Origin of the sequence: Pedobacter sp. N23S346, assembly GCF_048515415.1 — a bacterium.
GTDB lineage: Bacteria > Bacteroidota > Bacteroidia > Sphingobacteriales > Sphingobacteriaceae > Pedobacter.
Genome location: NZ_JBLYEE010000007.1, coordinates 1 through 25,832 on the forward strand (window position 1 = coordinate 1; position 25,832 = coordinate 25,832).

Annotated in this window: 21 protein-coding genes; 8 read left to right on the top strand and 13 right to left on the bottom strand. The window is 39.0% G+C overall.

Translation table 11 applies throughout. The features are described from left to right. Positions 1–921: 921 nt before the first annotated feature. From ACN1CD_RS13340 to ACN1CD_RS13360, 5 genes are read right to left on the bottom strand one after another with little or no spacing between them, the layout of a single operon-like run. The gene (locus tag ACN1CD_RS13340) at positions 922–2,487 is read right to left on the bottom strand and encodes a malate:quinone oxidoreductase (protein WP_419130891.1); all 1,566 of its coding nucleotides are present in this window, start codon (positions 2,485–2,487) and stop codon (positions 922–924) included. 25 nt (positions 2,488–2,512) lie between these two features. Further along, the gene (locus tag ACN1CD_RS13345) at positions 2,513–3,700 is read right to left on the bottom strand and encodes a cation:dicarboxylate symporter family transporter (protein WP_419130892.1); all 1,188 of its coding nucleotides are present in this window, start codon (positions 3,698–3,700) and stop codon (positions 2,513–2,515) included. 35 nt (positions 3,701–3,735) lie between these two features. Continuing rightward, positions 3,736–5,328 carry a phosphoenolpyruvate carboxykinase (ATP) gene (gene pckA / locus ACN1CD_RS13350; protein WP_419130893.1) on the bottom strand — a complete coding sequence of 531 codons (1,593 nt, stop codon included), beginning with the start codon at positions 5,326–5,328 and terminating at the stop codon, positions 3,736–3,738. Between the two features lie 10 nt (positions 5,329–5,338). Next, positions 5,339–6,646: a cation:dicarboxylate symporter family transporter gene (locus ACN1CD_RS13355; RefSeq protein WP_419130894.1), complete on the bottom strand. Its 1,308-nt coding sequence runs from the start codon at positions 6,644–6,646 to the stop codon at positions 5,339–5,341. 14 nt (positions 6,647–6,660) lie between these two features. Next, on the bottom strand, positions 6,661–8,016 hold the full coding sequence (locus tag ACN1CD_RS13360; protein ID WP_419130895.1) for a hypothetical protein: 1,356 nt from the start codon (positions 8,014–8,016) through the stop codon (positions 6,661–6,663). A gap of 180 nt (positions 8,017–8,196) precedes the next feature. Here ACN1CD_RS13360 and ACN1CD_RS13365 point away from each other — a divergent pair, with 180 nt between their 5' ends. The 6 genes from ACN1CD_RS13365 (at position 8,197) to ACN1CD_RS13390 (ending at position 13,638) form a co-directional block, all read left to right on the top strand. Then, the gene (locus tag ACN1CD_RS13365; RefSeq protein ID WP_419130896.1) at positions 8,197–9,282 is read left to right on the top strand and encodes a sensor histidine kinase; all 1,086 of its coding nucleotides are present in this window, start codon (positions 8,197–8,199) and stop codon (positions 9,280–9,282) included. Beyond that, positions 9,279–9,956, top strand: coding sequence for a LytR/AlgR family response regulator transcription factor (locus ACN1CD_RS13370; protein ID WP_419130897.1), 678 nt, complete (start codon positions 9,279–9,281; stop codon positions 9,954–9,956). The genes ACN1CD_RS13365 and ACN1CD_RS13370 overlap by 4 nt, the downstream gene beginning before the upstream one ends. Before the next feature lie 123 nt (positions 9,957–10,079). Beyond that, the gene (locus tag ACN1CD_RS13375; RefSeq protein WP_419130898.1) at positions 10,080–10,823 is read left to right on the top strand and encodes a hypothetical protein; all 744 of its coding nucleotides are present in this window, start codon (positions 10,080–10,082) and stop codon (positions 10,821–10,823) included. Between the two features lie 23 nt (positions 10,824–10,846). Next, complete coding sequence (locus ACN1CD_RS13380) at positions 10,847–11,431, top strand: Crp/Fnr family transcriptional regulator (protein ID WP_419130899.1); 585 nt, start codon at positions 10,847–10,849, stop codon at positions 11,429–11,431. 62 nt (positions 11,432–11,493) lie between these two features. After that, entirely contained in the window at positions 11,494–12,261 is a 768-nt protein-coding gene (locus tag ACN1CD_RS13385) for a hypothetical protein (protein ID WP_419130900.1), read from the top strand. A gap of 264 nt (positions 12,262–12,525) precedes the next feature. Next, positions 12,526–13,638 carry a pectate lyase family protein gene (locus ACN1CD_RS13390; RefSeq protein ID WP_419130901.1) on the top strand — a complete coding sequence of 371 codons (1,113 nt, stop codon included), beginning with the start codon at positions 12,526–12,528 and terminating at the stop codon, positions 13,636–13,638. Between the two features lie 182 nt (positions 13,639–13,820). On the opposite strand, the gene holA is transcribed toward ACN1CD_RS13390, so the two are convergent. Continuing rightward, positions 13,821–14,843 (bottom strand): DNA polymerase III subunit delta, encoded by a 1,023-nt coding sequence (holA, locus tag ACN1CD_RS13395; RefSeq protein ID WP_419130902.1) that lies wholly within the window; start codon positions 14,841–14,843, stop codon positions 13,821–13,823. A gap of 136 nt (positions 14,844–14,979) precedes the next feature. Here holA and ACN1CD_RS13400 point away from each other — a divergent pair, with 136 nt between their 5' ends. After that, complete coding sequence (locus ACN1CD_RS13400; RefSeq protein ID WP_419130903.1) at positions 14,980–15,438, top strand: type I restriction enzyme HsdR N-terminal domain-containing protein; 459 nt, start codon at positions 14,980–14,982, stop codon at positions 15,436–15,438. 620 nt (positions 15,439–16,058) lie between these two features. On the opposite strand, the gene ACN1CD_RS13405 is transcribed toward ACN1CD_RS13400, so the two are convergent. The 5 genes from ACN1CD_RS13405 to ACN1CD_RS13425 form a co-directional block, all read right to left on the bottom strand. After that, a complete protein-coding gene (locus ACN1CD_RS13405) occupies positions 16,059–17,258 on the bottom strand; it encodes a Gfo/Idh/MocA family protein (protein WP_419130904.1) in 1,200 nt (399 codons plus the stop codon). Then, complete coding sequence (locus ACN1CD_RS13410) at positions 17,258–18,622, bottom strand: 3-keto-disaccharide hydrolase (protein ID WP_419130905.1); 1,365 nt, start codon at positions 18,620–18,622, stop codon at positions 17,258–17,260. Before ACN1CD_RS13410 ends, ACN1CD_RS13405 begins: the two co-directional genes overlap by 1 nt. Positions 18,623–18,647: 25 nt before the next feature. Next, positions 18,648–20,003 carry a Gfo/Idh/MocA family protein gene (locus tag ACN1CD_RS13415; RefSeq protein WP_419130906.1) on the bottom strand — a complete coding sequence of 452 codons (1,356 nt, stop codon included), beginning with the start codon at positions 20,001–20,003 and terminating at the stop codon, positions 18,648–18,650. A 31-nt stretch (positions 20,004–20,034) separates the two neighbouring features. Then, positions 20,035–20,898 (bottom strand): sugar phosphate isomerase/epimerase family protein, encoded by an 864-nt coding sequence (locus ACN1CD_RS13420; RefSeq protein ID WP_419130907.1) that lies wholly within the window; start codon positions 20,896–20,898, stop codon positions 20,035–20,037. Between the two features lie 299 nt (positions 20,899–21,197). After that, positions 21,198–23,888 carry a valine--tRNA ligase gene (locus ACN1CD_RS13425; RefSeq protein WP_419130908.1) on the bottom strand — a complete coding sequence of 897 codons (2,691 nt, stop codon included), beginning with the start codon at positions 23,886–23,888 and terminating at the stop codon, positions 21,198–21,200. A 329-nt stretch (positions 23,889–24,217) separates the two neighbouring features. Between ACN1CD_RS13425 and ACN1CD_RS13430 the strand changes: the two genes are divergently transcribed. Further along, positions 24,218–24,427 (top strand): DUF6434 domain-containing protein, encoded by a 210-nt coding sequence (locus ACN1CD_RS13430; RefSeq protein ID WP_419130909.1) that lies wholly within the window; start codon positions 24,218–24,220, stop codon positions 24,425–24,427. Positions 24,428–24,447: 20 nt separating this feature from the next. On the opposite strand, the gene ACN1CD_RS13435 is transcribed toward ACN1CD_RS13430, so the two are convergent. Together ACN1CD_RS13435 and ACN1CD_RS13440 are read right to left on the bottom strand one after the other, a co-directional pair. After that, positions 24,448–25,080 carry a Uma2 family endonuclease gene (locus tag ACN1CD_RS13435; RefSeq protein WP_419130910.1) on the bottom strand — a complete coding sequence of 211 codons (633 nt, stop codon included), beginning with the start codon at positions 25,078–25,080 and terminating at the stop codon, positions 24,448–24,450. Between the two features lie 90 nt (positions 25,081–25,170). Continuing rightward, positions 25,171–25,803: a Uma2 family endonuclease gene (locus tag ACN1CD_RS13440; protein WP_419130911.1), complete on the bottom strand. Its 633-nt coding sequence runs from the start codon at positions 25,801–25,803 to the stop codon at positions 25,171–25,173. Between the last annotated feature and the right edge of the window lie 29 nt (positions 25,804–25,832).

Genomic DNA, 25,832 nt, shown 5'->3' on the forward strand with positions numbered 1-25,832 from the left:
TTTACTGCGTAGCTTTCCGCTTCGCTACAGGTCAGCATGACGATTCGTGTTAACGCATCCTTTCAAAAAAATCGTCATTGCGAAGCAGATCTTTCATCTGCTGAAGCAATCTCCATCGAAGAAATCTTCAAATGAGATTGCTTCGTCGTGCCTCCTCGCAAAGACGATTCTGCGCGGGGATCTTGTTCCAGCATGATGCCAAAGGTTAGTTCCGCAGATCTAAATGATCACCGCAGGTTTTACAACTCGCTTCTGCGGAAATCTCCTTAATCTGCGGGAAAATTATTTGAGTGGTCTTCCTGAACCCACGAAGAATCGTCCTCCTGAACTTGTTTCAGGATCTTATCACAAAAGGTGCTGTTCTGAAATGAATTCAGAATGACGCTAAATTTACTGCGTAGCTTTCCGCTTCGCTACAGGTCAGCATGACGATTCGTGTTAACGCATCCTTTCAAAAAAATCGTCATTGCGAAGCAGATCTTTCATCTGCTGAAGCAATCTCCATCGAAGAAATCTGCACATGAGATTGCTTCGTCGTGCCTCCTCGCAAAGACGATTCTGCGCGGGGATCTTGTTCCAGCATGATGCCAAAGGTTAGTCCCGCAGATCTAAATGATCACCGCAGATTTTACTGATCACTTCTGCGGAAATCTCCTTAATCTGCGGGAAAATTATTTGAGTGGTCTTCCTGAACCCACGAAGAACCGTCTTCCTGAACTTGATTCAGGATCTTACCACAGAAAGGTGCTGCTCTGAAATGAATTCAGAATGACGCTAAATTTACGCCGTAGCTTTCCGCTGCGCTACAGGTCAGCATGATGATTTGGTTATGGTATTCCCAGATAGTCGTCCTCATAAATTCACAAAAGTTACTAACTCTACCAGCAATTAGGCAGATAGAGTTAGTAACTTTTAAATGTGCTAATCAAGCGTAAAATACTTTAGTCCAAGCGTAGTGCTATTTGCCTTTCTTACTTTATTGGCTAAATCCTTATCATCAGAAAGTTGCTGATCGTATGATGGAATCATTTCTTTCATTCTCGATTGCCACGCTGTTGTAGCCATTTCTTTTGGAAAACATTTTTTCAGTAAAGTAATCATAATATCAACAGAAGTTGATGCACCGGGAGAAGCGCCTAACAAAGCAGCCAAACTGCCATCTTCTGCACTCACTACCTCGGTTCCAAACTGGAGTACACCGCCCTCTTTCTCGTCTTTTTTAATAATCTGCACCCGTTGCCCGGCAGTTTCCAATTTCCAGTCTGAAGCTTTTGCTTCTGGAAAGTATTCTTTCAAGGCTTTTAAACGCTCTTCATCAGATTGTGTAACCTGACTGATCAGATATTTGGTTAACGGAATATTATCCGCTCCAGCCGACATCATTGGCCAAATATTCTTCAAAGTAATCGAACGGGTTAAATCTAAATAAGATCCCTGTTTTAAAAACTTAGAAGAAAAACCAGCATAAGGACCAAAAAGCAAAGCCTTTTTACCATTAATAATCCTGGTATCTAAATGCGGAACAGACATGGGCGGTGCGCCCACTCCTGCTTTGCCATAAACTTTTGAAATGTGTTTGGCAATCACCTCCTGGTTATTACAAACCAGCCATTCGCCACTTACCGGGAAACCACCGAAGCCTTTCCCCTCCGGAATTTGTGATTTTTGCAGTAACCTCAAAGCACCTCCTCCGGCACCAATAAACACAAACTTTGCTTTTATATTTCGCTCTTTCTCGGTTTTTTTATCCAGCACGGTAACCAGCCAGCTGCCATCATCCAGGCGTTTCAAATTTTTCACTTCGTGATTCAATTCTACCTTCACGCCAGCTTCCTTTTTCAGAGAAGCCACTAAACCCCTGGTTAAGCTTCCGAAATTAACGTCGGTACCAATTGCCATATAAGTTGCCGCAACCTTTTGCTTCCGGTCTCTGCCAGTCATTACCAAAGGCATCCACTTAGCAAGCGTATCAAAATCTTCAGAATATTGCATGCCTTTAAACAGTAACTGCTTGCTCAATACCTCATAACGTTTTTTAAGGTAGGCTACATTTTCATTACCCCAAACAAAACTCATGTGGGGCACATTGTTGATGAAAGATTTAGGCGCCGGAAGTTTCCCCTTGTTCACCATATAAGCCCAGAACTGCTTCGAAATTTCAAAATGCTCATTAATGGCGATGGCTTTATTAAACTCTATTGTTCCATCCGGACGTTGCGGTGTGTAATTCAGTTCGCAAAAGGCCGAGTGTCCTGTACCGGCATTGTTCCAGGCATCAGAACTCTCTGCCGCAACCAGATCCAAACGCTCGTAAATATTGATTTTGAGTTTTGGATTGAGTGTCTTCATCATCGAACCCAGTGTTGCGCTCATTACCCCCGCACCCACCAACACCACATCAGTCTGCTCATCTACCTCTTTATTTTTGCAACCTACACTTAAACCTATAAAAAGGATAAGCAGGTATGAAATTGATTTTTTTATCATTTTAATTTATTTTAATTGCGGAGCGTTATGATTCGCTCCTGGATATAATTAATGCGGCAACAGCATGCCCAATGGTATTGGTAATTGCCCTTGCCTCACTCATAAACCGATCTATGCTCAACAAAACAGCTAAACCTTCTATCGGGATTTTATGAATGCTGCTTACAGTAGTTACCAATGCTAAAAAACCTGTTCCCGGAATGCCCGATGCACCTTTGGAAGTAAGTAAAATAATCACCACAATCCCCGAGAGCTCGGCAAATGAAAAGCTAACATTATAAAGTTGAGCTAGAAAAATCACTGCCATTGCCAGGTAAATACAGGTTCCATTTAAATTCAACGAGTTTCCGGTAACCGTAACCAACGATACTACTGGTCTTTTCAAACCCACTTTTTCCAATTTCTCCAGCAGTAATGGAATAACAGAACTGGATGATGACGTTCCTAAAGCATAAAGTAATTCGTTTTTAATTGAGCCTAAATAAGTAAAAAGATTCACTTTCAAAGCCGCTAAAACCGACCCGAAAAGAATCACTACGAATAAAAACATCGTGATATAGGTTCCGGCAAGCATTTTTCCGATTGGAACCAGTGTATCCAAACCAAAGCGGCCCACCGTATAGGCGATGCCGCTAAAAGTAACCATTGGCGCCAAAATAAAAACATACCTTAGTAGCCGAAGTACAATCGATTTTAACTGTTCGAAAACATTTACCACCTGATCCCGCTTCGCCAATCGATTAATGATCATACCAACCACAACTGCCAAAATAAATAGCAGGAACATGCTGTTCTGCATCACAGTTTTAAGCCATCCTTCATAATTGGTCGAAATTAACCTGGCGGGCGAAATAGACTCTACCAAACTCCTGTCTATTCGCCCCGGCCGGATAATCAACGCGCTGCAAATTCCGAAAACAATGGCCAGTGTACTCACTACTGCAAAATAGATAATGGCTTTCCCTGTGATTCTTCCTGCTACTTTAAGATTCTCCAGGCTTCCGAAAACACTAACGATACTCAAAAATATCACCGGCGGAACCAAGGGCTCTATCACGGAAACGAACAATCTCCCTACCCACTGTAACTTTATCGCAAAATCTGGAAGGTACACGCCAACCAGGGTACCCAAAATAATGGCTATGAAGATTTGTAAGCTTAAAGACTTGTTTAGCTTCTCAATAATTGGATCTGTTTTATCTATCAGGGTCAAATTTCGTAGGAATGATCTTCAATATAACAAAAATTCTACACAAACGATGGCGCTGCTTCCTTAATTACTTCACTCGCCTGTTCTGCATAATTCGAAAAATGATCTTCAAACAAAAGGGCTAAATCTGCAGCTTTTTGATCATATTCATTCACATTATCCCAAAGCGCTCTCGGATTTAAAATTTCTGCCGGCACATTCGGACATTCTTGCGGTACCGCAAACTTGAAAACCGGATGAGATTCAAACGCAACATTTTCCAAATCACCACTCATGGCTGCCGCGATTAAGGCCCTGGTGTACTTCAAACTGATTCTGTTCCCTGTTCCAAAGGCACCCCCAATCCACCCGGTGTTGACCAGCCAAACATTGATTTCTGGATTTTCATCTAATTTTTTACCCAGTAACTCCGCATACTTCAGCGGGTGTAAGGGCAAGAATACCCTTCCGAAACAGGCAGAAAATGTAGATTGAGGTTCAGAAACACCCATTTCCGTACCGGCAACTTTTGCAGTATAACCTGAAATGAAATGGTACATGGCCTGCCCTTTATCTAGCTTGCTAATGGGCGGCAAGATGCCGAAAGCATCACAAGTTAAGAAGAAGATATTTTTTGGTGTACCTCCTACTGATACTTCTTTGGCATTATGAATAAAATCGATCGGATAGGCTACGCGTGTATTTTCAGTTTTACTGGTATCCGAAAAATCAACTGTGCCAGTTACTGCATCAACAACAAGATTTTCCAAAAGCGCGCCTGGTTTAATGGCCCCAAAAATTTCTGGCTCTTTTTCAGGATTCAAATCAATAGCCTTTGCATAACAACCACCTTCGAAATTAAATACCCCTTCATCAGACCAGCCATGCTCATCATCACCAATTAAAGAACGACTGGAATCTGCACTTAACGTTGTTTTTCCAGTTCCTGATAAACCGAAAAATAAGGAAACATCGCCACCAAGACCTTCGTTCGCAGAACAGTGCATACTTAAAACACCTCTTTCTGCTGGTAGAATATAGTTTAAGACACTGAAGATTCCCTTTTTCATTTCCCCAGTGTAAGCGGTTCCGCCAATTAGGATAATTTTACTGGTAAAGTTCACCACCGTAAAGTTTTTTTCCCGTGTACCATCAGTTTCAGGATCGGCCTCAAAACCAGGAGCCTGTAAAATCAGCCATTCGGTTTCACCAATAAGGATATTTTCTTCGTCAGGTCTTAAAAACAAATTATAGCAGAATAAATTTGCCCATGGCGTTTCATTCACAATTCTAATGCTTAAACCATATCTGGGATCAGCGCAAGCATGGGCATCTCTTACCCAAACTTCTCTTTCTGAGAGATATGCCCGCATTTTACTGTATAAGCCATGAAAGTGAGCCTGAGAAATTGGTCTGTTTACATCGCCCCAGTCTACCGTATCTCTAGTCGTATCGTCAATTACGGTAAATTTATCTTTTGGGGAACGGCCTGTAAATTTGCCAGTATCTACACAAAGTGCACCGCTACTACTCAGACTGCCCTGCCCACGCTCAAGCGTTTGACTAACCAGCTTTTCTGCGCTTAATTGATAATGCACCTGCTTACCATAAACGCTGAATCTTAATTCATTGAATGTTTCTGATGTATTCATTTTATTAGATTTAGTATACAAATTCTTCTTTAGCTAATCTCTTTTCCGTTTTGATCAAATCCGGCTCCTGCTCCACTTCAACCTTTGGATGAAATTCATTTTCACTTTTGGAGATGACGATAGTAGCCACACCGTTCCCGATAATATTGGTTAGGGCACGTGCCTCGCTCATAAATTTATCTACGCCAAGTAAAAATGCCAGACCTTCGATCGGGATTTTGTGGACAGCTGCCAAGGTAGAGGCCAGCACAATAAAGCCACTTCCGGTAACACCTGCCGCTCCTTTTGAAGTCACCATCAGGATGCCAATAATGCTAAGCATTTCCCAAACGGAAAGTTGAACGCCATAGAGCTGGGCAAGGAAAATAACTGACATAGAAAGGTAAATCGAAGTTCCATCCAGATTAAAAGAGTAACCTGTAGGGATCACCAAACCAACTACGGATTTACTACAACCCATCTTTTCCAACTTGAGTATGATAGAAGGCAATGCTGATTCTGAAGATGAGGTGCCAAGAACAAGTAAAAGTTCTTCTTTAATGTATTTAATAAACTTCCAGATGCTCATTTTGTAATACTTCATAATCCCGCCAAGAATTAAAAAGATAAACAGCCCCATGGTAAGGTATACGGTTCCCATCAGTTTCGCCAAAGGAACAAGCGTGTGTAAACCAAACTTACCAATGGTGTAGGCCATGCCGCCGAATGCACCCAATGGAGCGAGATACATTACGTACTTTAAGCCCATAAAAACAATTTTAGAGGCATAGCTTAAACCCTGTACCGCTTTTTCTCGGTGTTTAGAGTAATTTAAAATAATGCCCACAATGATGGCTGCAACTAACACCTGAATGGTTAGATTGCTCATAAAGAAGTTAATCCAATCAAAACCTTTTGCTGGTGCATTGGTATATTTGGAAGCATTTTGAATCTGTAAGCCAGATTTATCTATATTTCCCGGCCTGATTAAAACGGCCATCAGGATGCCGATGGCCAATGAAATGGTAGAAACCACTTCAAAATAGATTAACGATTTAAGTCCGATTCTGCCAACTTTCTTTAAATCGCCCATCCCACTAATGCCTAGCACAATGGTTAAAAATATGATCGGGGCAATGAAAAGCTTAATAATATCGATAAAGGTCTTACCAATAATTTCCATCTTTACCGCCGTTGCAGGTGCATAACTCCCAAGCACTACACCGGCAATAATGGCGATAAGTACCCAAAAGGTAAGGTTAGATAAAATTCGCATCCCAACGCTCCTGGAACGTTTGGTTTGATGATTTGCTGGTTGAGGAATTTCTTTAATTAACATGTTGTGCTGTTTTATTAATCTATATTGATATGGTACATGAGAACGAACATCATTTTCCTGTCAGAAACTTTGAGGTCGCTACCCTGAAGCGTGTAAATAGGTCTGCTTTGAGCATTAAAAACAAATTTGGAAGCATGATCTTTCAATAATAAGCTCAGGCCAAGATCGTAAGTAAACATGGGATCGGCCAAGCGATCAAATTTCGAATATTGAATGGCAATAGCTGGCATCAGTCTGGCTTTCTTTTTCTGCTGATTAAAGTAAGGTAAAGTAAACCCCGTTTGGAAAAGCAAACTATTACCCGTACCCACTACCGGATAACTGTTCCCCGAACCATTAAAAGAGGCCATATTTGCATCCAAACCATTTGCAGTGTTGTTAATGCCTAAATTGCGAACGTAACCGGGGCCATAATCATGATGAAAAACCGCCGCATAAACATTAAATGAAGTTCCTTTTTGTAAGTTGATTGGTGTATCATAAAATACATCAGCACTATAAAGCTTCATATCATTTAATACCGTATCTGTTCCGGCCAGGTGCCACAATAGGTCTTTCTGTAATTCTGCACCAACGCCAACAGCAAGCACTTTTTTCTTCCCCAGATAGCTCCCCGCGGATGTTGGCCCGGCATTGCTCTCCTTTTCAAAAAACTCCCATTTTACGTAAGCAGACAGATTTGGTTTAACTGTTAAATTGTTAAATCCAGAAATGCCCTGAACTGGTTTCGTGGTGGATGGCACATAAGGTTTTGCCAGGATTACCCTATAATCCAGTCTTCCCAATTGGCCTTTGGCGAATAAATTTAGGTTTCTTAAAGTTAAGTCTGTTTTATTTACATTTCCAAGATCAAGAAAGGGAACATCGTAAAGTAAGGTAGCGGTGGGCCCGGCAGCAAAGCGGGTAAGTCCTTTCCAGTTGGAACGCCCGGCACCAACGCTTAATTGATCATTGAATTTATATTCGCCGAAAGCATCAAGCAAATCAAAAGCGCTTTCATTATCATTTAAGTAAGTTAGATTAGTGGTACCTCCCTGAAAAGTAAGCGTTAAATTATCAGTGGGGGCAATAATCATTTTCATCCTCAGCCTGCGTAAAGAAAGGTCTGCCACATTTTTTTTAAGGCTTTCATTTACTTTACTTCCAGGATTAAGTTGTGTATACCTTGCCCAGAACTGTCCGTAACCAGAAAATTTAATAAAATGCGTTTTATCCTCATTAAGGTAGGCAATGAGTGGTTTATTTTGTTTTTTATCCTGAGCAGATACAGCGTTAATAAAAAGACAACAAATTATTGCAGGGAAAAAGTATCGTAAAATACGTGGCAGAGCGATATTTATTTTAAGAAAAAACGATTGACCAGCCATCATTGATTGTTGCCCATTAAATTGAAATAGTAAATCCTATGTTTATATTTGGTTAATTCAGATACAAAAACAGATGTAGCTGTTTATTAAAGATGAGTATAAGTAGTGCGCAAAAATATTTATATCAATAAACAACAGAAATTATAAACGAACTACAGAAACAACCCAAATGCAATGATCCTTTTGATTAATTTAGTCTTCCTGATTTTAGTACTCCGGCTATCTTTTGATAAGAAAGTAATGGATTTTCTGTTAAACGGAAGGTGGCCAGGGGTGATCACCATACAGCATATTTTGTTTTGGATAGCTTTTTCTGGCGTTTGCAGCTATATTTATGTCAGCTTTTTTAATCTTACTGAAGCAGCATTAGCCATGCTGTTTATGCTGGCCATAAATGTTCCGGTCTATATCCTGTGTTTCAAAAAATTAGTTCCAGAGTTTTACCAGCGGGCCAGATACGGCGAATACGTGCGCTATACTGCATCTCTATTTGTGATTTCTTGCCTGATCAGGATCTTGATTGAGCCAGAACTTTTTAGTGCTTTTAAATTTTCGGACGGTAAATACCTGTTTATGGTTTACTTTATGCAGGCAATGATTATTCTGGTGCCATCCATGCAAGGCATTTCAAAATATAAGCTTATTGCCGAGCGGGAATTATCTGCACTTACACTTCGGAAAAAAGAGGCAGATATGGAACTTTTAAAATCTAAAATCAATCCACATTTTCTCTTTAACACACTTAATAATATTTACGCTCATAGTTACGCTACAGATGGCAGTTCTGCTGATCTGATTAAGCAGCTCAGCCTCCTGATGCAGTATACTACTTATGAAATAGAGAAAAAAACCATTCCCATTGAGCGGGAACTTCAGATGATAGCTGCCCTTAGCAAACTTTATCAATTAAAAAGCAATAGAAATTTAAATCTGCTAATGGATTTTGAGGCGAGTGAACTCACGGGAATTGTAGAGATTCCACCAACCATTTACCTCACTCTATTCGAAAATGCGGTGAAATATGCTGCACTGGGCAGAGATGAAAAGGCACAGGTTACCACAGCACTGTCTTTTACGCCATCTACAGTAGAATTTAAGGTCTCGAATTCTATATCTGAAAAAAAAATAAAGGATGATGCTTCAACTTATCGTGGCGCAGGGCTAAAAGTGCTGGAAATGATTTTAGACCAGGGATACGGAGAAAAATACGAAATGAAAACTGAACAGAACGAAACTTCTTACTTCACCAAACTAACCATTAACATATGAAACCAATAAAGGCTATCTATGTTGATGATGAGGCGCCGGCACTTGATCTGATTCGCAAATATTGTGAAACCATTGACGATATCGAACTCCTGGCCTGCTTTCAGGATCCAACGGAGGCTGTAATTTATAACCGCATGGATGAAGTTGATTTACTTATTCTGGATATCGAGATGCCTGGCATTTCGGGCACAGAAATGGTTGAACTCGTGCCCAAAGGTAAACTTTGCATCTTTATCACAGCAGATCCAACTCATGCGGCGAAAGCTTATGAACTGGATGTGATCGACTATCTTGTTAAGCCCGTATTTCCTGAACGTTTTGTTAAGGCAGTTCAAAAAGCGGTAGATTACCTGAAGTTTATCGGCCTTGATCAAGAGCAAGATTTTTTGGTTTTTAAATCAGATTATATGGTGAACAAGATTCCGACTAAAGATATTCTGTGGATTGAAGGCTTTGGAGAGTACTTAAAAATCATCACCCGCTTTAAACAATATATGGTGTTACAGCGCCTCTCAGATTTTATTGAGAAAAATGAAAAACTAGGTTTTGTCAGGATTCATAAATCTTATATCGTTCATCTTAAACAGGTAAAATCACACAATTCGCAATTTGCTATTTTAGCAGATGATAAGCAATTACCCATCGGCCGGAAATTTAAAGACTGTTTTAAGTAGCAGATCTCATGAAAATCTGAAAACCATTTTTGTAAGATCAAATAGTTGATGGCTCGCTTTATTAAAAGAGTGGTGTAACAAGTTTCTGAAGATGGCATCAAACAGATACATTCAGTAAACTTTATGAAAAAAATCTACTTTACGCTGTTCTGGCTTGCCACTATACCCTTTTTAGGCTTAAGCCAGGAAATGATTACTCCTAAGAAAAACCTTATTGATAAGAAGTGGATTAAAAATCGAAGTTACCAGATGGTTTGGACAGTGGTTAGAGATACCAGCAAGATGAAGATAGGTGTTGTAGATACTAAAGTTGAAGTTGCAGGAGATCAAATCCTGGTTATTACAGCGGTAAAAATGAACGCAAATCCTTCACCCTGGATAGATTCTACTATTGTAAATCGTGCAGATCTTTCTCCAGTTTATCACGCTTCTTACAATATGCAAAGAGACATGTCACTTCATTTTAATGATGTAATTACTGGCTTCTATAAGGATAAAGCAGCGAACAAAACCACCGAAATTTCACAAAAAGTAGCTTCCGGTTACTTTGATAGCAACTTTTATCCTATGCTAATTAACTGGCTCCCTTTAAAAATGGGTTACCAGGCAGACTTTGATATTTATGATTATAATCCTAAGGGAAAAACAGGTGTAATTAAAGCGCATATTTTAGGCGTAAGTGAGGGAAAATACCGCAGCTCAAAACTCGGTGAAAGAAAAGTTTGGGTGGTAAATGTGAGCGATGATATTAGTGGCAGTGCCGATAGTAAAAGTATTTATGTGATTGATCAGCTCACGAGACAGCTTTTTGAACAGAAGATTACTGTTGGCAACCGCATTATGGAAATGACATTGGTAGAGAAGTGAGTAAAGACTTAAGTTTATTGTTAATGTATACCAAACTAAAGGAATATTGCAGCAAGCGCGTTCCCTTTTCCGTTTCAGAACTCGAACTTATTGATAAATACTTCGAAAAAAACATCTTAAAGAAAAAGGATTTTCTGCTAAAGGATGATCGGGTCTGCAATTTTATCGCCTTTATTGCAGAAGGTTCGATCAGGCATTTTCATGTTAAAGATGGTGTAGAAAAAACCTGCGATATTTCTTTTGATACGTTTTGGGTAACCGATTTTCAAAGCTTCACTTACGATACCGCCGGGAAGATGAATCTCCAGGCAATGGAAGACACAACAGTTTTCTTAATTAAAAAACAAAACCTTTTTAAGCTGTATCAGGAATGCAGTAAATATGAAACTTTTGGGCGCTTAATGGCAGAACAAGTGGCGCAGCGGGCTACAGAAATTGCAATGTCTTTATCTTCAGAGAAACCAGAAGAACGTTTTCAAAACCTGTTGAAAAAACAACCTGATTTATTTCAAAGGGTTCCACAAAAATATATTGCCAATTTTCTGGGCGTAAGTCCGGAAAGTTTAAGCCGCATACGAAACAGGATTATACAGAAGGAAAAGTCTTAACTTAAGTTATCGTTGCCGATAAATCTGCCCATGCATCTTTGTATCTCATTCAGATAACAAAAATGAAACACAGATTTATCACCTTAATTATTACAACGATGACATTCATCCAAGGCCTATCGGCTCAGCAACCTGAATTTTCTAAAGTTAAAACCTACATACATCAATTGGATAATGTAATGGAAATTATAGATACTACCGAATTGAAAGTTAAGCTTAAAGAAGTAGAACTCCAATTTCGCGAGGTACCAAATGAGTTAAATAAAGTACGACTTGGAATTATTTATCATGAAACGGCATTAAATCTCTCCTTCTTCTCTAAAAACGAATATAAAGGTTATGCTCAAAAAAGTTTTGATCAGTTAAGCAATTTGTTCAACTCATCGATTACCAACCAGGAACTCATGCCTTACATCACATCTTACCGGGCTTCTGCATTAGCTTTAGTGGGAGCCGAAACCAAGAAACTTAAACTCTTGGATGAAGCGTTTAAACTATTTGAAGATGCGATCACCAAATATGCAGCAGTAAGTTACCTGCCAGAGTTTTTAAGGGGAAGTGTTGCAGAAAATTTACCCTGGTTTTTGATCACGAAAAGAAAGCTTGCGATACAGGATTTTCAGAACATGATTAACAAACAAGAGAATAATCCAGAATATGCGGATTGGAAGATTATGAGTTTTACTTATTGGGCCTGGGCAAAACAACACCAGGGCAGAAAGTATCGGACAAAAGCTTTGGCCTATCTTGAACAAGCTATTGCTTTAGATCCAAACTATAAAGCCGGGCGACATAATGCTGAAGAATTAAAATCAAAGTTTGTGAAATAAACCCTTAATTAATTTGACACAAGCTAAAATCGGAACGACCAATATCTAAAGAGGCATATAATTTTTCATTTTAGTTCAATAGTAGGTGTTTTTAGATGCTTGCAATCGTTATCGGGAACGATTGCACAAGTTTTTATCCAAAAGAAGACAATTTTAACTGATACAATATGTAATTTTAAAAATACAATCATATCGTAATATCCGAATTCTCGAGAAAAACAGCGCTCCAACTTTCCTTTAAATTCTAACCAAATTAAAATCAAAATGAAAAATTATTTCGTTATTAGCCTCATGGCTGTCGCCGTGGCGTTTACAATGCCCGCCTGCAAAAAATTTAATCAATCTGATGATGCAAGCACAGTCGCAGGTCAGTCATTAACCATCCCAAAGGCAATTACCGAAGCTGCATGTCCATCAAAGGGCTGGTCATCTCAAAACGGTGGAACAACTGGAGGTGGCGAAGTTACCCCAACAATAGTAACCAATTATGCTACGTTAAAAGCGGCAATCCAGAATACTGGTGTTAAAGTAATCCAGGTGAATGGAACGATCACAATTCCTTCTGGCGGGAGAATATCTTTTCAGGATCAAACCGGAAAAACATTGTTTGGATCAGCTGGCGCAAAAATTGTTTCCGCAGATCAGAGTAAAGACAATTCAGGATTGATGTATATCAAGCGGTGCAACAACATTATTATCAGAAACATTATTTTCGAAGGCCCGGGGGCCTATGATGTAGACGGCTGGGACAATGTTACTGTTGATGCCTGCAATAATGTTTGGGTAGATCACTGTGAATTCAGAGATGGTGTTGATGGAAACTTCGACATTAAAAACACATCAGACTTTATTACGGTATCTTATACAAAATTCGCCTATCTAAAAGCACCTAAACCAGATGGACCAGGTGGATCAGATGATCACCGTTTCTCAAATTTGATCGGCTCAGGAGATAATATCGCTACAGATAAAGGTCATTTCCGTATTACTTTTGTGCGTTGCTGGTGGGCGCAGGGCTGTGTAGCCAGAATGCCGCGTGTAAGGTATGGAAGAGTTCATATTGTAAATAACTACTTTAACAGTTCTGTGAGTACCAGTTGTGTGCAAGCCGGTATGGAGTCAAATCTGTTAATTGAATCAAATGTTTTTGAAAATGTTAAAAAACCTATTGATTTGATGGAAAATAATGCCACAGCTGTTCAAGTGAAAAATAATCTTTTTACCTCGGTAACAGGAAATACTGCTGGAAATGGCGTTAATGCATTTATGCCACCTTATAGTCTTACTGTTCTTAACGCATCTAGTGTGAAAGCCACTGTAACAGCATCTAATGGTGCAGGTGCAACCTTGTCAGGAAATGTTTGCTCGTCTTTATAGAGACAAACAATCTTTCTGTAAAATTAAAATAAGCGATTGATTGTATTCGGAAGAAGTCGGTTTATATTTCACAGTCGAAACTATGTGGAGCAATAGTCTTTCGACCAGTAAAAAATAAGGAAGCCCTCATTAAGGTGCTTCCTTGTTTTTTAATTATGCGAATAAGTTCACATGTTGCTTTATTAATGGATAACTTTAAAAACCAGTTCTTTTAATAATTCGCCATCGCTTACATTTCCAGAACTATCCAGGCCTTTACTTTTCAAATCATATTCCCTAAGGAGACTGATCACCTGAAAAACTTTCCCTGTATTGTAATTTCTTGCTGCCGTTTCATAATCCTTTATAAAAAACGGCGGAACCCCTAAAGCTGATGCAGCGTCGGCTTTATTCGGAATATAATGGTATTTGAGCAGTTTGGTAAAGTACCCTCCAAGATTAGCCAAAACCATTACCGTTGGATTAGCCTTTGGGTTACTGGCGAAATAATTAATGATTTTATTGCATTTTAAGACATCCCGAATAGCTAGTGCTTTTTGCAATTCGAAAACGTTATACTCTTTACTTATCCCGATGTTTTTTTGTACCAAATCGGTATTGATCATCACATCCTTCGGAACATTTAGCATCAATTTTTCAATTTCATTGGCAATTTTGGAAAGATCAGTCCCCAGGTATTCTGCCATTAAAGCAGATGCCTGCTGATCGATTTTGTATCCTTTCTCTTTGATAAATTCTTCGATCCAGGGTACCAGTTTATAATCACGAACAGGGTCAGACTGAAAAATTAAGCCAGACTTATTGATGGCTTTATAAATCTTCTTACGCTTATCGAAGTTTGCATACTTAAATGCCAATACCAGAATGGTGCTGGGTAAGGGTTTTTCGAAATAATTGAGTACAAATTCTGCTTCTTTGTTACCGGCATCTTCTTTGCCCCATTTTAAATCTTGTGCCTCTTTTACAATCACCACCTGAAAGTCAGACATCATTGGATAACGTTTTGCTGCGCCCAAAACAGTTGCCATATCTGTATCTTTTCCGTAGAGCACCGTCTGGTTAAATCCTTTTTCGGCATCATTCAAAAGATTTTCTTCTATATAATCAGCAATCTGATCAATGTAATAGGCTTCTTCTCCATGCAATAAGTACACGGGTTTGAATTTTCGGGCTTTTAAATCTTTAATAATTTCGGCAGCAGTCATTGAGGGTAAAATTACAATTTAGCTTTTAGGATTTATTAAATGTTTATAAACAATATTAACTTTGAAGGCCACAGCAATTATTCGATTGTTTAATTGTTAACTGGAAAATTCCAATTGAAAACTGCTAACTGATAAAATGTTTAACCCTACCCCGCTTAATCTTCCACCCTATCCTTTTAAGATTACCAGAAAAGATGATGTGGTTTTTATTTTTGATGAATTGCGAAAAAAGCATCTGGTTTTAACTCCGGAGGAATGGGTTAGGCAACATTTTATCCAGCAGCTGATTGCCGAAAAGAAATTCCCAAAAACGCTGATTCAAATTGAGGGTGGCTTGGTGTTGAATCAGTTACAAAAACGCAGTGATATTTTGGTGTATAATACCGCTGGAGAAAAGTTGATGCTGATTGAATGTAAGGCGCCGAAAGTGAAAATTACGCAGTCGGTTTTTGAGCAGGCCTCCAGATATAATTCCATTCACCAAGCCAAATGGATTGTATTAACCAATGGCTTACAGCATGTTTATGCTAAAATGGATTTAGAGAAAGGTAGTTTTGTTTTTACGCAAGAGATGCCAGATTATTTGGATTTGTGATTGGTTAAAGCTATAAATTAACCAGCTGAATCCTTAATGCTGGTTTTAGTTCAGTACTTATATTAAAAAGATCCTGAATCAAGTTCAGGAAGACGACCGCTTTAACCCACCGTTTATACCATTGCGAAAAACCTATTTCTCATAGATAAACTCATAATTTTAGAATCGAACCCCGCTATTGCCGCCCTGCTCACTGGCCTAGGAAATGATGGAAGGAGAAATCGTTTAAAGCATCAACCACAATCTCTCATACCACCACAACCCAAGGCAGCGCATCCTCTCCCGATTCTTCATCGGGTGCTTGTGCTGCCGAAATAAAGCTTTAACGAATTTACCCGACATCAGTTCCAAGCCTTGATTTTTGCTTCTTTTCATCTAAGGAAAAGAAGGTAGCCCTTCGGCGGCCAGCCGAGGCAAGCCAAGCGCAGTGGGAAAAACTCTTTGACTTTAAAAATCAAAACCGCAGGCTAAAAAGGCCCCTCCACTGCAGTAAGGGTGATGGGTATGGAGATAGTGAAACCCTACTACTATCAGCATCTTTATAAATAAGATCTTGAAACACGTTCAGGAAGACGACTACTAGCGTAGTATTGCCTTAGCGAGTAAAAACGACGAAGCAATTAAACACCATATTCCTTTTTCCAAACCTGTTTATTCCCGGAGTAAACCGCCTCATTACACATCGCTACACAAATCGAAGCCTGGGTTCCCGTTTTTACATTTGATGCCGGAAGCTTGCCAGAAATAATCGACTCATAAAACTCATCCAAAGCATAATTAGTACCATCTAAAGTAGGCTTCGGAAGAATAGGAATTCCACCATCTGTATTCACTACAATTTTAGATGCCCCCGTAACGCCATCAACTATTCCCAATTCCTTTATAGTTTCCTGCTCCGGATAAAAAATGCCCGTATTGGTCAGCAGCGAAATCGAACCCTTAGTACCCTTAATTTTGAACAGATAACCATCATGCGCATTGCCACAGGTGGCTCCGAAATTTCCAATCATACCAGCCTGATCATATCGAAGCATGGCTTGAATGTTATCATAAGTCTCGCGACCGTCTTTAAAAACGTCGATTCCTCCGGTTCCGGTAATTTCATCGGGTTGCGTTTCGAAAGCCCAGTTAATGAAATCGATTTGATGAGAAAGCAATTCGGCCGCTAATCCGCCAGAATATTCTTTGTACATGCGCCAATTAATCTGCCTTTCTAGCTTAGGGTCATTCACTTTTCTGCGCCAATTCCCATTCCTGTCCCAACGGCAATCAACCTGTGAGACTTTGCCCAAATACCCGGTTTTGATCATATCCTTCACCCTGAAATATAATGGTGAATAACGATATTGATAACCAACCTGATAAACTTGTTTAGGATATTTCAAAACCAAATCCCTCAATTCTAATGCTTGTGGAATATTGTACGTCATGGTTTTTTCTACATACACATGCTTTCCGGCAAGAACAGCGTCTTTCGCAATTTTAAAATGTTCGCTAAGTGGTGTCGCGATAAAAACAGCATCAATATTCCGATCATCTAAGATCTGCTTGTAGTTCTTGATACTTTTTGCAGATGAAGGAACATATTTTTTAGTTTCATCCAATCGAAAATCCAAAACATCGCAATAAGCAGTAATATTAAACTTTGCAGGCATCGACTTAATTACAGAAAGTACGCCTTTTCCCCGATCGCCGCAACCAATCATCGCCACATTAATCACTTTCTCGCGGTTAAGCGTGAGGTTGGCTAACACTTGCTCTGAAGCTAAAACGCCCGTGCCAAACAAAGCAGATTTTTTTAAAAACGAACGACGGTGCATTATAAAGTCTTGATTTTAATCGTTCTAAAATCTACCTTATTCCCATGGTCCTGGAGCAGAATATGGCCTTTTGGCGCCTCACCAAAGTTCTTCCAGTCTTTGTATTTACTTATAGCAACCAATTTTTTAAACTCCTCAGATCCACGAACGTATTCTAAAACTTTTACGCCATTTAAGTAATGTTCCACCTTATTATTTGGATAAACAACTACACGGGCATTGTTCCAACTGCCAATTGGCCGCAAATACCTTGCTTCTTTTTTCGAAGTGATTAAATCATATAAAGAGGCTAGCGTTCGGTTTCCATCTCTTCCTAATTTCGCATCAGGATGTAATTCATCATCCAAAACCTGGTATTCCAGGCCAATTGCAGAGCCTGTATTTTTTTCGCTCAGGGTAACAAAATATTTCAATCCACTATTCGCACCAGGCGTAAGCTTAAATTCAAAAGACAGATCGAAAGCCGAGTATTCTGCTTTGGTGACAATATCTCCACCATTGGTAGATTCTGACCCGCCCGATGGCTCTACACTGATTACGCCATCCGCTATTTTCCATCCTTTTGCAGGGAAGTCGGTTTTATAAGCGCCAACCCAGCCATTATTAGTTTTTCCATCAAAGAGTAATTTGTAGCCTTCCGATTTTTCATAGGCAGATAATGTATTCGGAGTTATATTAACCGTATAAATTCCTTTTGGAAACGCCTTTGATTTCAGGCCAGTTGTTTCAATATTGATATTCTTGAAATAGACTTTTTTTCCATCATTTTCTAAATTATTGCCAATACTGTGCACCTGCAAACCAATAAATCCAGATTGATCAAGTGTATCAATAACATCAGCAACCGGGCTCCCATTTACCCATGTTTTAAGTTCATTTCCAATGCATTCTATTCTGTAATGATTAAACTCATTCTTTTTGTATAAGGATTTTTCCGTCGGATTTAACTCCAGTGGATAAAGCCATAATCTTCTTGCTTCGTCATAAATACCCCCGGTCCATGATCTGGGCGTTGGATCGATTTCCACCTGCCTGCCAAAAACCAGTCCTTTACCCCTGTTTCCTTCTGGTTTAATATGGCTTCTGGTCTGGATCCCGGAATTGGTGTTTTCGCCTTCCAGTTTTACATCGAGTTCGAGAATAAAATCGCTATACTCTTTCTCTGTAATGAGGAATGAATTCGGCGTATCTTTTGTCATGGTACCTACAATCATTCCATCTTCAACCTTATAAGGCGCCGCACCTGCAACAGCTTTCCAGCCAGTTAAGGTTTTTCCATCAAAAAGGGGTTTTGCTTTTTGGGCGAAGGTTGAAAAACTGATTAATGCAAGGGCTAGAATACTGTATTTTTTGAGATTTGACATAGTTCTTACTTCTTCGTGCTTGATATTAATATTTAAATACTTTTCCATTGGCAATTACTTCCTGCCTACCTTCATCAAAAGTAGATTTAGCTCCGGTGCGAACCGCTGCATTCGTCATGATGTTGGCGATAGAATGAGAATAGCCAGCCTCCACAGGTGCATTTGGTGTTTTGCGACTCCGCACACATTCCATCCAGTTTCTCATATGCCCGGAAGTTAATGAATCCCCACCCATATTCGCACCCGTCGCCGCCTTGATGGCTGTTTTACTCAAATCAAATTCTGGCAAAAGATTGGCTTTCATACCCATTGCTGCCGCTTCCTGTTGTTTTAATCCGCCTTTTGGTGAAACTTTATTGGTAATCAGATTTAATTCACCTCCATTAGAATAGTAAACTTCGCCAACATCACCCACGCTATTTTGCATTCTGGAAGTAAAGGTTACCTGAAATCCATCTTCAGAATTCGGCTGACCATAATCAAATACTGCAACCATAGAATCCCAGTTTCTGCGTCCATCTTTCCAGGTATAAATCCCACCATTGGCCACTACGCTCCGCGGATGTTTTAAATTAGTAAACCAATGAACGGTATCAATCTGATGCGACATCCACTGCCCGGGCATCCCTGATGAGTATGGCCAAAACAAGCGGTATTCTAGATATTTTCTTGGATCGAAAGCTTCAGAAGGACGATTTAATAGAAATCTTTTCCAGTCGATATCTTCTTCTTTTAATTTCGCAACCAAATCTGGTCTGCGCCAACGGCCCGGCTGATTCACGTTCCACACTAAATCTACTGCCGTGATGGGGCCAAACTTTCCGTCTTGGATAAACTTCGCTGCATTGGCATAGTTTTCTCCGCTCCTGCGTTGCGAACCAATTTGAACAATGCGATCTGTTGCTTTAACGGCTTTCAAAGCAGCCTTTGCATCATCCATCGTTTCTGCAAAAGGTTTCTCCACATACGCATCACAATTTGCTTTCACAGCTTCGATGGTATGTAAAGCATGTTGAAAATCTGCAGTGCTAATGATTACAGCGTCAAGATCTTTCATGGCGTATAATTCATCATTATTTCTACATGCTTTTATATCGTGTCCGAATTTCTCTTTCAAATGGGCAATACCTAAATCCCTTCTATAGTTCCATAAATCTGAGAGACCAACTACGTCAAAATTGAGTTCTTTATTGTGATTGAGGAAACAAGGAAGTAAGGTATCTTTAAAACGGTCAGAAAAACCGACAATACCCACACGAACCCGATCATTTGCTCCGATAATTCGTCCATAACTTTTGGCACTCATGCCCATTGTTCCTGCATAGGTAGCCGCAGCAAAAATGGCCGATTGTTTAATGAATTTTCTCCTGGAATTTTCCATAAATAGTTTTGTGATTGACAGCAGTACAATGTTAATCCGTATAAACGGCTTCAATTTGTTTGGTTAAAAACTGGTAGGATTCTGCAATTTGAACAGGCGTATAATTTGCGCCTGCTTCTATAAATATTGGTCCTTTGTATTTTGCTTCTTTTAAAGCCCATAAGTAAGGTTTGAAATCGTCACCCTTAATTCCAGGTAGGGTTCTGGCTTCATGCTCGGCAATTTCACAATGGATTAGAACCTCGGCGGCATCAATAATACTTTGAGGGGATTCATTTTCACGCCGCATGTGAAAAATATCTGCATTGAGCCCGAAATTGGGATGATTTACTGCCCGTACAATTTCCGCAGCGGTTTTTACATTATTGATAAAATTAGTCTCCTGGCTTTGAAGGTTTTCGAGCGCTATCTTAACATGATGTTTTCCTGCAGATGCGGCTAACTTTTTGCACAATTGAACGAAATCGGCTTTCGCTTTCTGAAGATCATATCTCTCTGGGATTCTACGGGCCGTTCCACTCCCCAAAACAATTACACTTACTTTGGCTTGTTCGGCTCTGGAAAATAAACCTTCTGCATAAGCCAAAACATCTTGTTCCACCACATCAGGACCAGCAATCTTCATCTCCCCTGGAAACATGACGTTACACATATAGAGTTTGCCTTTGGCTTTTTTGATGAGTTCGAGATTTTGTTTAAATTTTTCTATCGGTAAAGCTGGAGAAATCATCCGTCCAACTGACTCACCGAAAATTTTGAAGCCAGCTGCAAATACCAAACTATCTTTATCTATAGGTGCTACTATTCCAACTTGGAGATAAGTCTTTTTTTCTAATTGAAAACTAAAAAGGAAAATGGAAAGTAAGAGCAGTACAATAGTAATTCTTGACTTCATTTTAAACTGGATTGGTTATTAAATTAATTCATAACAATACCTAATTGCAGTTTAAATGCAAATAGCAGGTTTAGATTTGGTTAGAAAGCTTAATTTTAATTACCCTAAAATAGGGTTTTAAATTTAGAGATTACAGGAAGGTTTGGTAACAATTTAGAAACCGGAGCAATGTAGCCGTTCAAAATTAATCGAGTAGCAGGATTTAGTTGTGAACTTTTAATAAACAAAAAGCCCTTTAGAAAATTAATTCTAAAGGGCCATTCCAATCCTATAAGGTTTTAAAAACCTTATAATATAATCTATCCCAGCATCGCTAGGCTTTCTTCAATAATCTTAATTTTCGCCTCAGCATCTGCTTTCTTATTACGTTCATTAGCAATAATTTCGGGTTTAGCATTCTGCACAAAACGCTCGTTGCTTAGTTTGGCATCTACAGATTTTAAGAAACCTTGAAGATAAACTAAATCAGCATTTAGTCTAATCCGTTCTGCATCAACATCAATGTTTTCAGTTAATGGAATAAAAAATTCATCTTTCCCTGCCATGAAAGCAGTAGCACCCGGGATTTTATCATTCACAATTTCAGCTTCCGATACATTAGCTAATTTGAAAACAATATTCAACCATTTTTCATAATTGATATCAGAATTTACTTTCAAGCTTAAAGGCAAAGCCTCTTTCGGCGAAATTTGTTTTTGGTTCCGAACATTTCTGATTTCAGCAATTACCGTTTTAACTACTTCAGCATCTTTTAATAGCTTTTCATCAATTGCTCCACCTTTAGGAAAGTCCGCAACAATACAGCAATCCATTTCTCCACGTTCCGCGAATAAATCATCATGCCATAGCTCTTCCGTTAAGAAAGGCATATTCGGGTGCAATAGTTTAATGATGTTTTCAAAAAATCCGATCGTTGCCTGATAACTCTCTGCATCAATTGGCTGTTGATAGGCAGGCTTAACCATTTCCAGGTACCAGGCACAGAAATCATCCCATACCAATTTATAAGTGATCATCAAGGCCTCAGATAAGCGATACTGCTTAAAGTTATCCTCGATTTCCACCAAAGCTTCGTTGAAACGGTTTTCAAACCAAGAAATCGCCTGTGTATTTGGATTTTCTAATTGATGATCAACCTCCCAGCCCTTAACCAAACGGAAAGCATTCCATATTTTTGAAGCGAAATTACGCCCTTGTTCGCAGTAACTTTCATCAAACATCAAATCGTTACCTGCCGGAGATGACATTAACATCCCCACGCGAACTGCATCGGCACCATATTTTTCGATCAATCCAATCGGATCAGGTGAGTTACCTAAAGATTTAGACATTTTACGACCTAACTTATCGCGAACAATACCGGTAAGATAAACATTAGTAAATGGCTTTTTGCCCATAAACTCATGCCCGGCCATAATCATACGCGCCACCCAAAAGAATAAAATTTCTGGCGCCGTTACCAAATCATTGGTAGGGTAATAGTAATTGATATCTTTATTATCAGGATTTTTAAATCCGTCGAAAACAGAAATGGGCCATAACCAGGAAGAAAACCAGGTATCCATTACATCTTCGTCTTGCCTTAAAAAAGGTTCCAATTGGTGTTTAAATCCTACTTTATCTGCTTCAGAACCGTTTTCGTCTAAATGTTTCTTTTTCCAGAATTCTTCCAGCGCTTCATCTTTGGTTTTTGCAACCACCCAATTTCCCTTATCATCGTACCAGGCAGGGATTTGTTGCCCCCACCAAAGTTGACGGGAAATGTTCCAATCTCGAACATTCTCCATCCAATGGCGATAAGTGTTTTCAAATTTATTTGGAATCAGGTTTACCTCACCGTTTAAAACATCATCCAAAGCAGGCTGTGCCATTTCCTTCATCTTTACAAACCACTGCATCGAAAGTTTCGGTTCGATAGCAGCATCAGTACGTTCAGAAAATCCAACCTGCGATTTATAATCCTCAACTTTTTCTAAATGACCCGCCTCATCCAACAATTTAGCAATCTTTTTACGGGCGACAAACCGGTCTTCACCCACCAAAATAACGGCTAACTCATTTAAAGTTCCATCGTCATTTAAAATATCAGTAACTGGCAAATTATGCTTAACACCCAACTCATAATCATTCAAATCATGCGCTGGTGTAACTTTTAAACAACCTGTACCAAATTCAATATCAACATACTCATCTTCAATAACTGGAATTTCGTGATTAACCAGCGGCACAAAAACTTTCTTCCCTTTTAGATGTGTAAAACGCTCATCATTTGGATTGATGCAAATTGCGGCATCGGCCATAATTGTTTCCGGACGAGTAGTTGCTACAACAAGATAGTCGGGAGTCTGAAGTCCGGAGTCCGAAGTCTTTTCGCCAACAATGGTATAGCGGATGTAATAAAGCTTTTGATTTACTTCCTTACGGATTACTTCCTCATCAGACACAGCCGTTTTACCAGCCGGATCCCAGTTTACCATACGGATACCGCGATAAATCCAGCCTTTTTTATATAAATGAATAAACGAATCGATAACAGCAGCCGAAAGGTCTTCCTCCATCGTAAAACGCGTACGGTCCCAGTCGCAACTCGCACCCAATTTTTTCAATTGCTCTAAAATAATCCCACCATATTTTTCTTTCCACTCCCAGGCATATTTCAAAAATTCTTCACGAGAAAGGTCTTTTTTATTGATCCCTTGTTCCTTTAACATGGCTACAACTTTCGCTTCAGTAGCGATAGAGGCATGATCAGTTCCCGGAACCCAGCAGGCATTTTTTCCTTGCATACGGGCTTTACGGATCAAAACATCCTGAATCGTATTGTTTAGCATATGCCCCATGTGCAACACTCCAGTAACATTTGGCGGCGGAATAACGATGGTATAAGGCTCGCGCTCATCAGGTTCTGAATGGAAAAACTTTTTCGATAGCCAATAGCTATACCATTTATCTTCTGTTTCTGCTGGATTATAATGTGTGGAAATGCTCATGAAAAATTATTATAAAAGCCCAAAAATAGCTAATTAAGCTCAAAGCTGAAAGACTAAAGCAGAGAAAGCTGAAAGACATAAAGCAGCAGACAAAAAGTTAAGCACCGCATCATCCCCCTATACCTAAAGAGTACTAGAAGGCGGGATGTTTCCTTTATTTTTGAAAAGCAGAGCCAGCATTCATTTTAACATTAGTCATGGTTTTCGTTACTTTTTTTTGTGAACCTTAGCATGAGTTTGTTGAACCTGTACCGAAAGTACTTTCATTTTACTACGGTTTATAAACACCGGTTTGTACTAAAAATCAATTAAATTCCCCAAATTAGTACATGAGCAATTTTGATTGGCATTCTGAGCCTCTAAATGATGAAACTATAATTACCAAAAATTATAAAAATACGCAAAATGTAAGGCATTATTTCTATTCTCATTTTGGCAATAACTGGAAAAACAACAGAACTTTTATGGCTTGGCTTAAAGAAAATGAAGGAAAGACACTTAAAGATGCTGTTAAGGAGTTTAAAAAGAATTATAAATAAGCTTTCTTCTTTAAGCTTTTCTAATCCAAATCACCAAAGACATCATCCAGCGCCAATTCAAACCCTAGTAGTACAGTAGAAGTAATTTTCTCACTTAAGGTAAATATTTTTGATGGTTGAAATTTACCATGTTCATTTAACGTGTAAATCAGAATACTCTGATCACTTTGGCTCACCACCCAATATTCTTTAACACCAAATTCTTGGTAAACCTGGTATTTATGCAAGAGCTCCACTTTGGTATTTCCAGGCGATAAAATCTCTACAATCAAATCAGGCGCGCCAATACAGCCACGGTCATCTAATTTACTTTTATCGCAGATGACACAAATATCGGGTTGCAACACAGTATACACATCCTGGTCTGCATTACTTTCTTTTGGGAAACGGACGTCAAAAGGTGCAGAATAGGCCTTGCAATTTTGATTTTTGAGGTAACTGACAAGCGGATGAAATATCTCTCTGGAAATTTCTTGATGCACCCTGGAAGGCGCCGGACTCATCTTAAAAATTTTGCCTTTAATCAGCTCAACCCGATCCTGAAAAAGCCAGTTCAGATAATCTGCATAACTATAAGTTAATGATGCATCAATATCGTTGAATTCCCATACAGGTTCGTCGTGTAAATCTGGATATGGAACTGGTTTATTCATAATCAAATATACTAAAATCTATAGTATAATAAAAAAGAATAAAGCGTTGCTAACAAATCTCTTATGGAAATTTGAATCTTAATTAGTTATCTAATCCAAATCACCAAATACATCATCCAGCGCCAATTCAAAACCTGGTAATACAGAAGAAGTAATTTTCTCACTTAATGTAAATATTTTGGAGGGTTGAAATTTACCATGTTCATTTAAAGTGTAAATCAGAATATTTTGATCACTTTGGCTCACCACCCAATATTCCTTGACGCCAAATTCTTGGTAAACATGGTATTTATGCAAGAGCTCTACTTTAGTATTTCCTGGTGATAAGATTTCTACAACCAAATCAGGCGCACCGATGCAACCTTTATAATCAATTTTATTTTTATCGCAGATTACACAGATATCAGGCTGCAGTACGGTTTGAATTGCTAAATCTTGTTTATCCTCTTTATAAAAACGAACATCAAAAGGTGCGACAAAAACCTTACAGGGTTTCTTTTCCAAAAAATTGCCAATCTTTCTAAATATATTCCCAACAATTTCCTGATGAATACTCGAGGGAGCAGGACTCATTTTGAAAACTTTACCTTTAATCAGTTCAACCCGATCCTGAAAAAGCCAGTTCAGATAATTAGCATAGCTGTAAGTTAATGATGCGTCAATATCATTGAATTCCCGAACAGGTTCGTTAGATAAATCTGGATATGGAATTGGCTTATTCACAACCAAATATACTAAAATTTATAGTATAA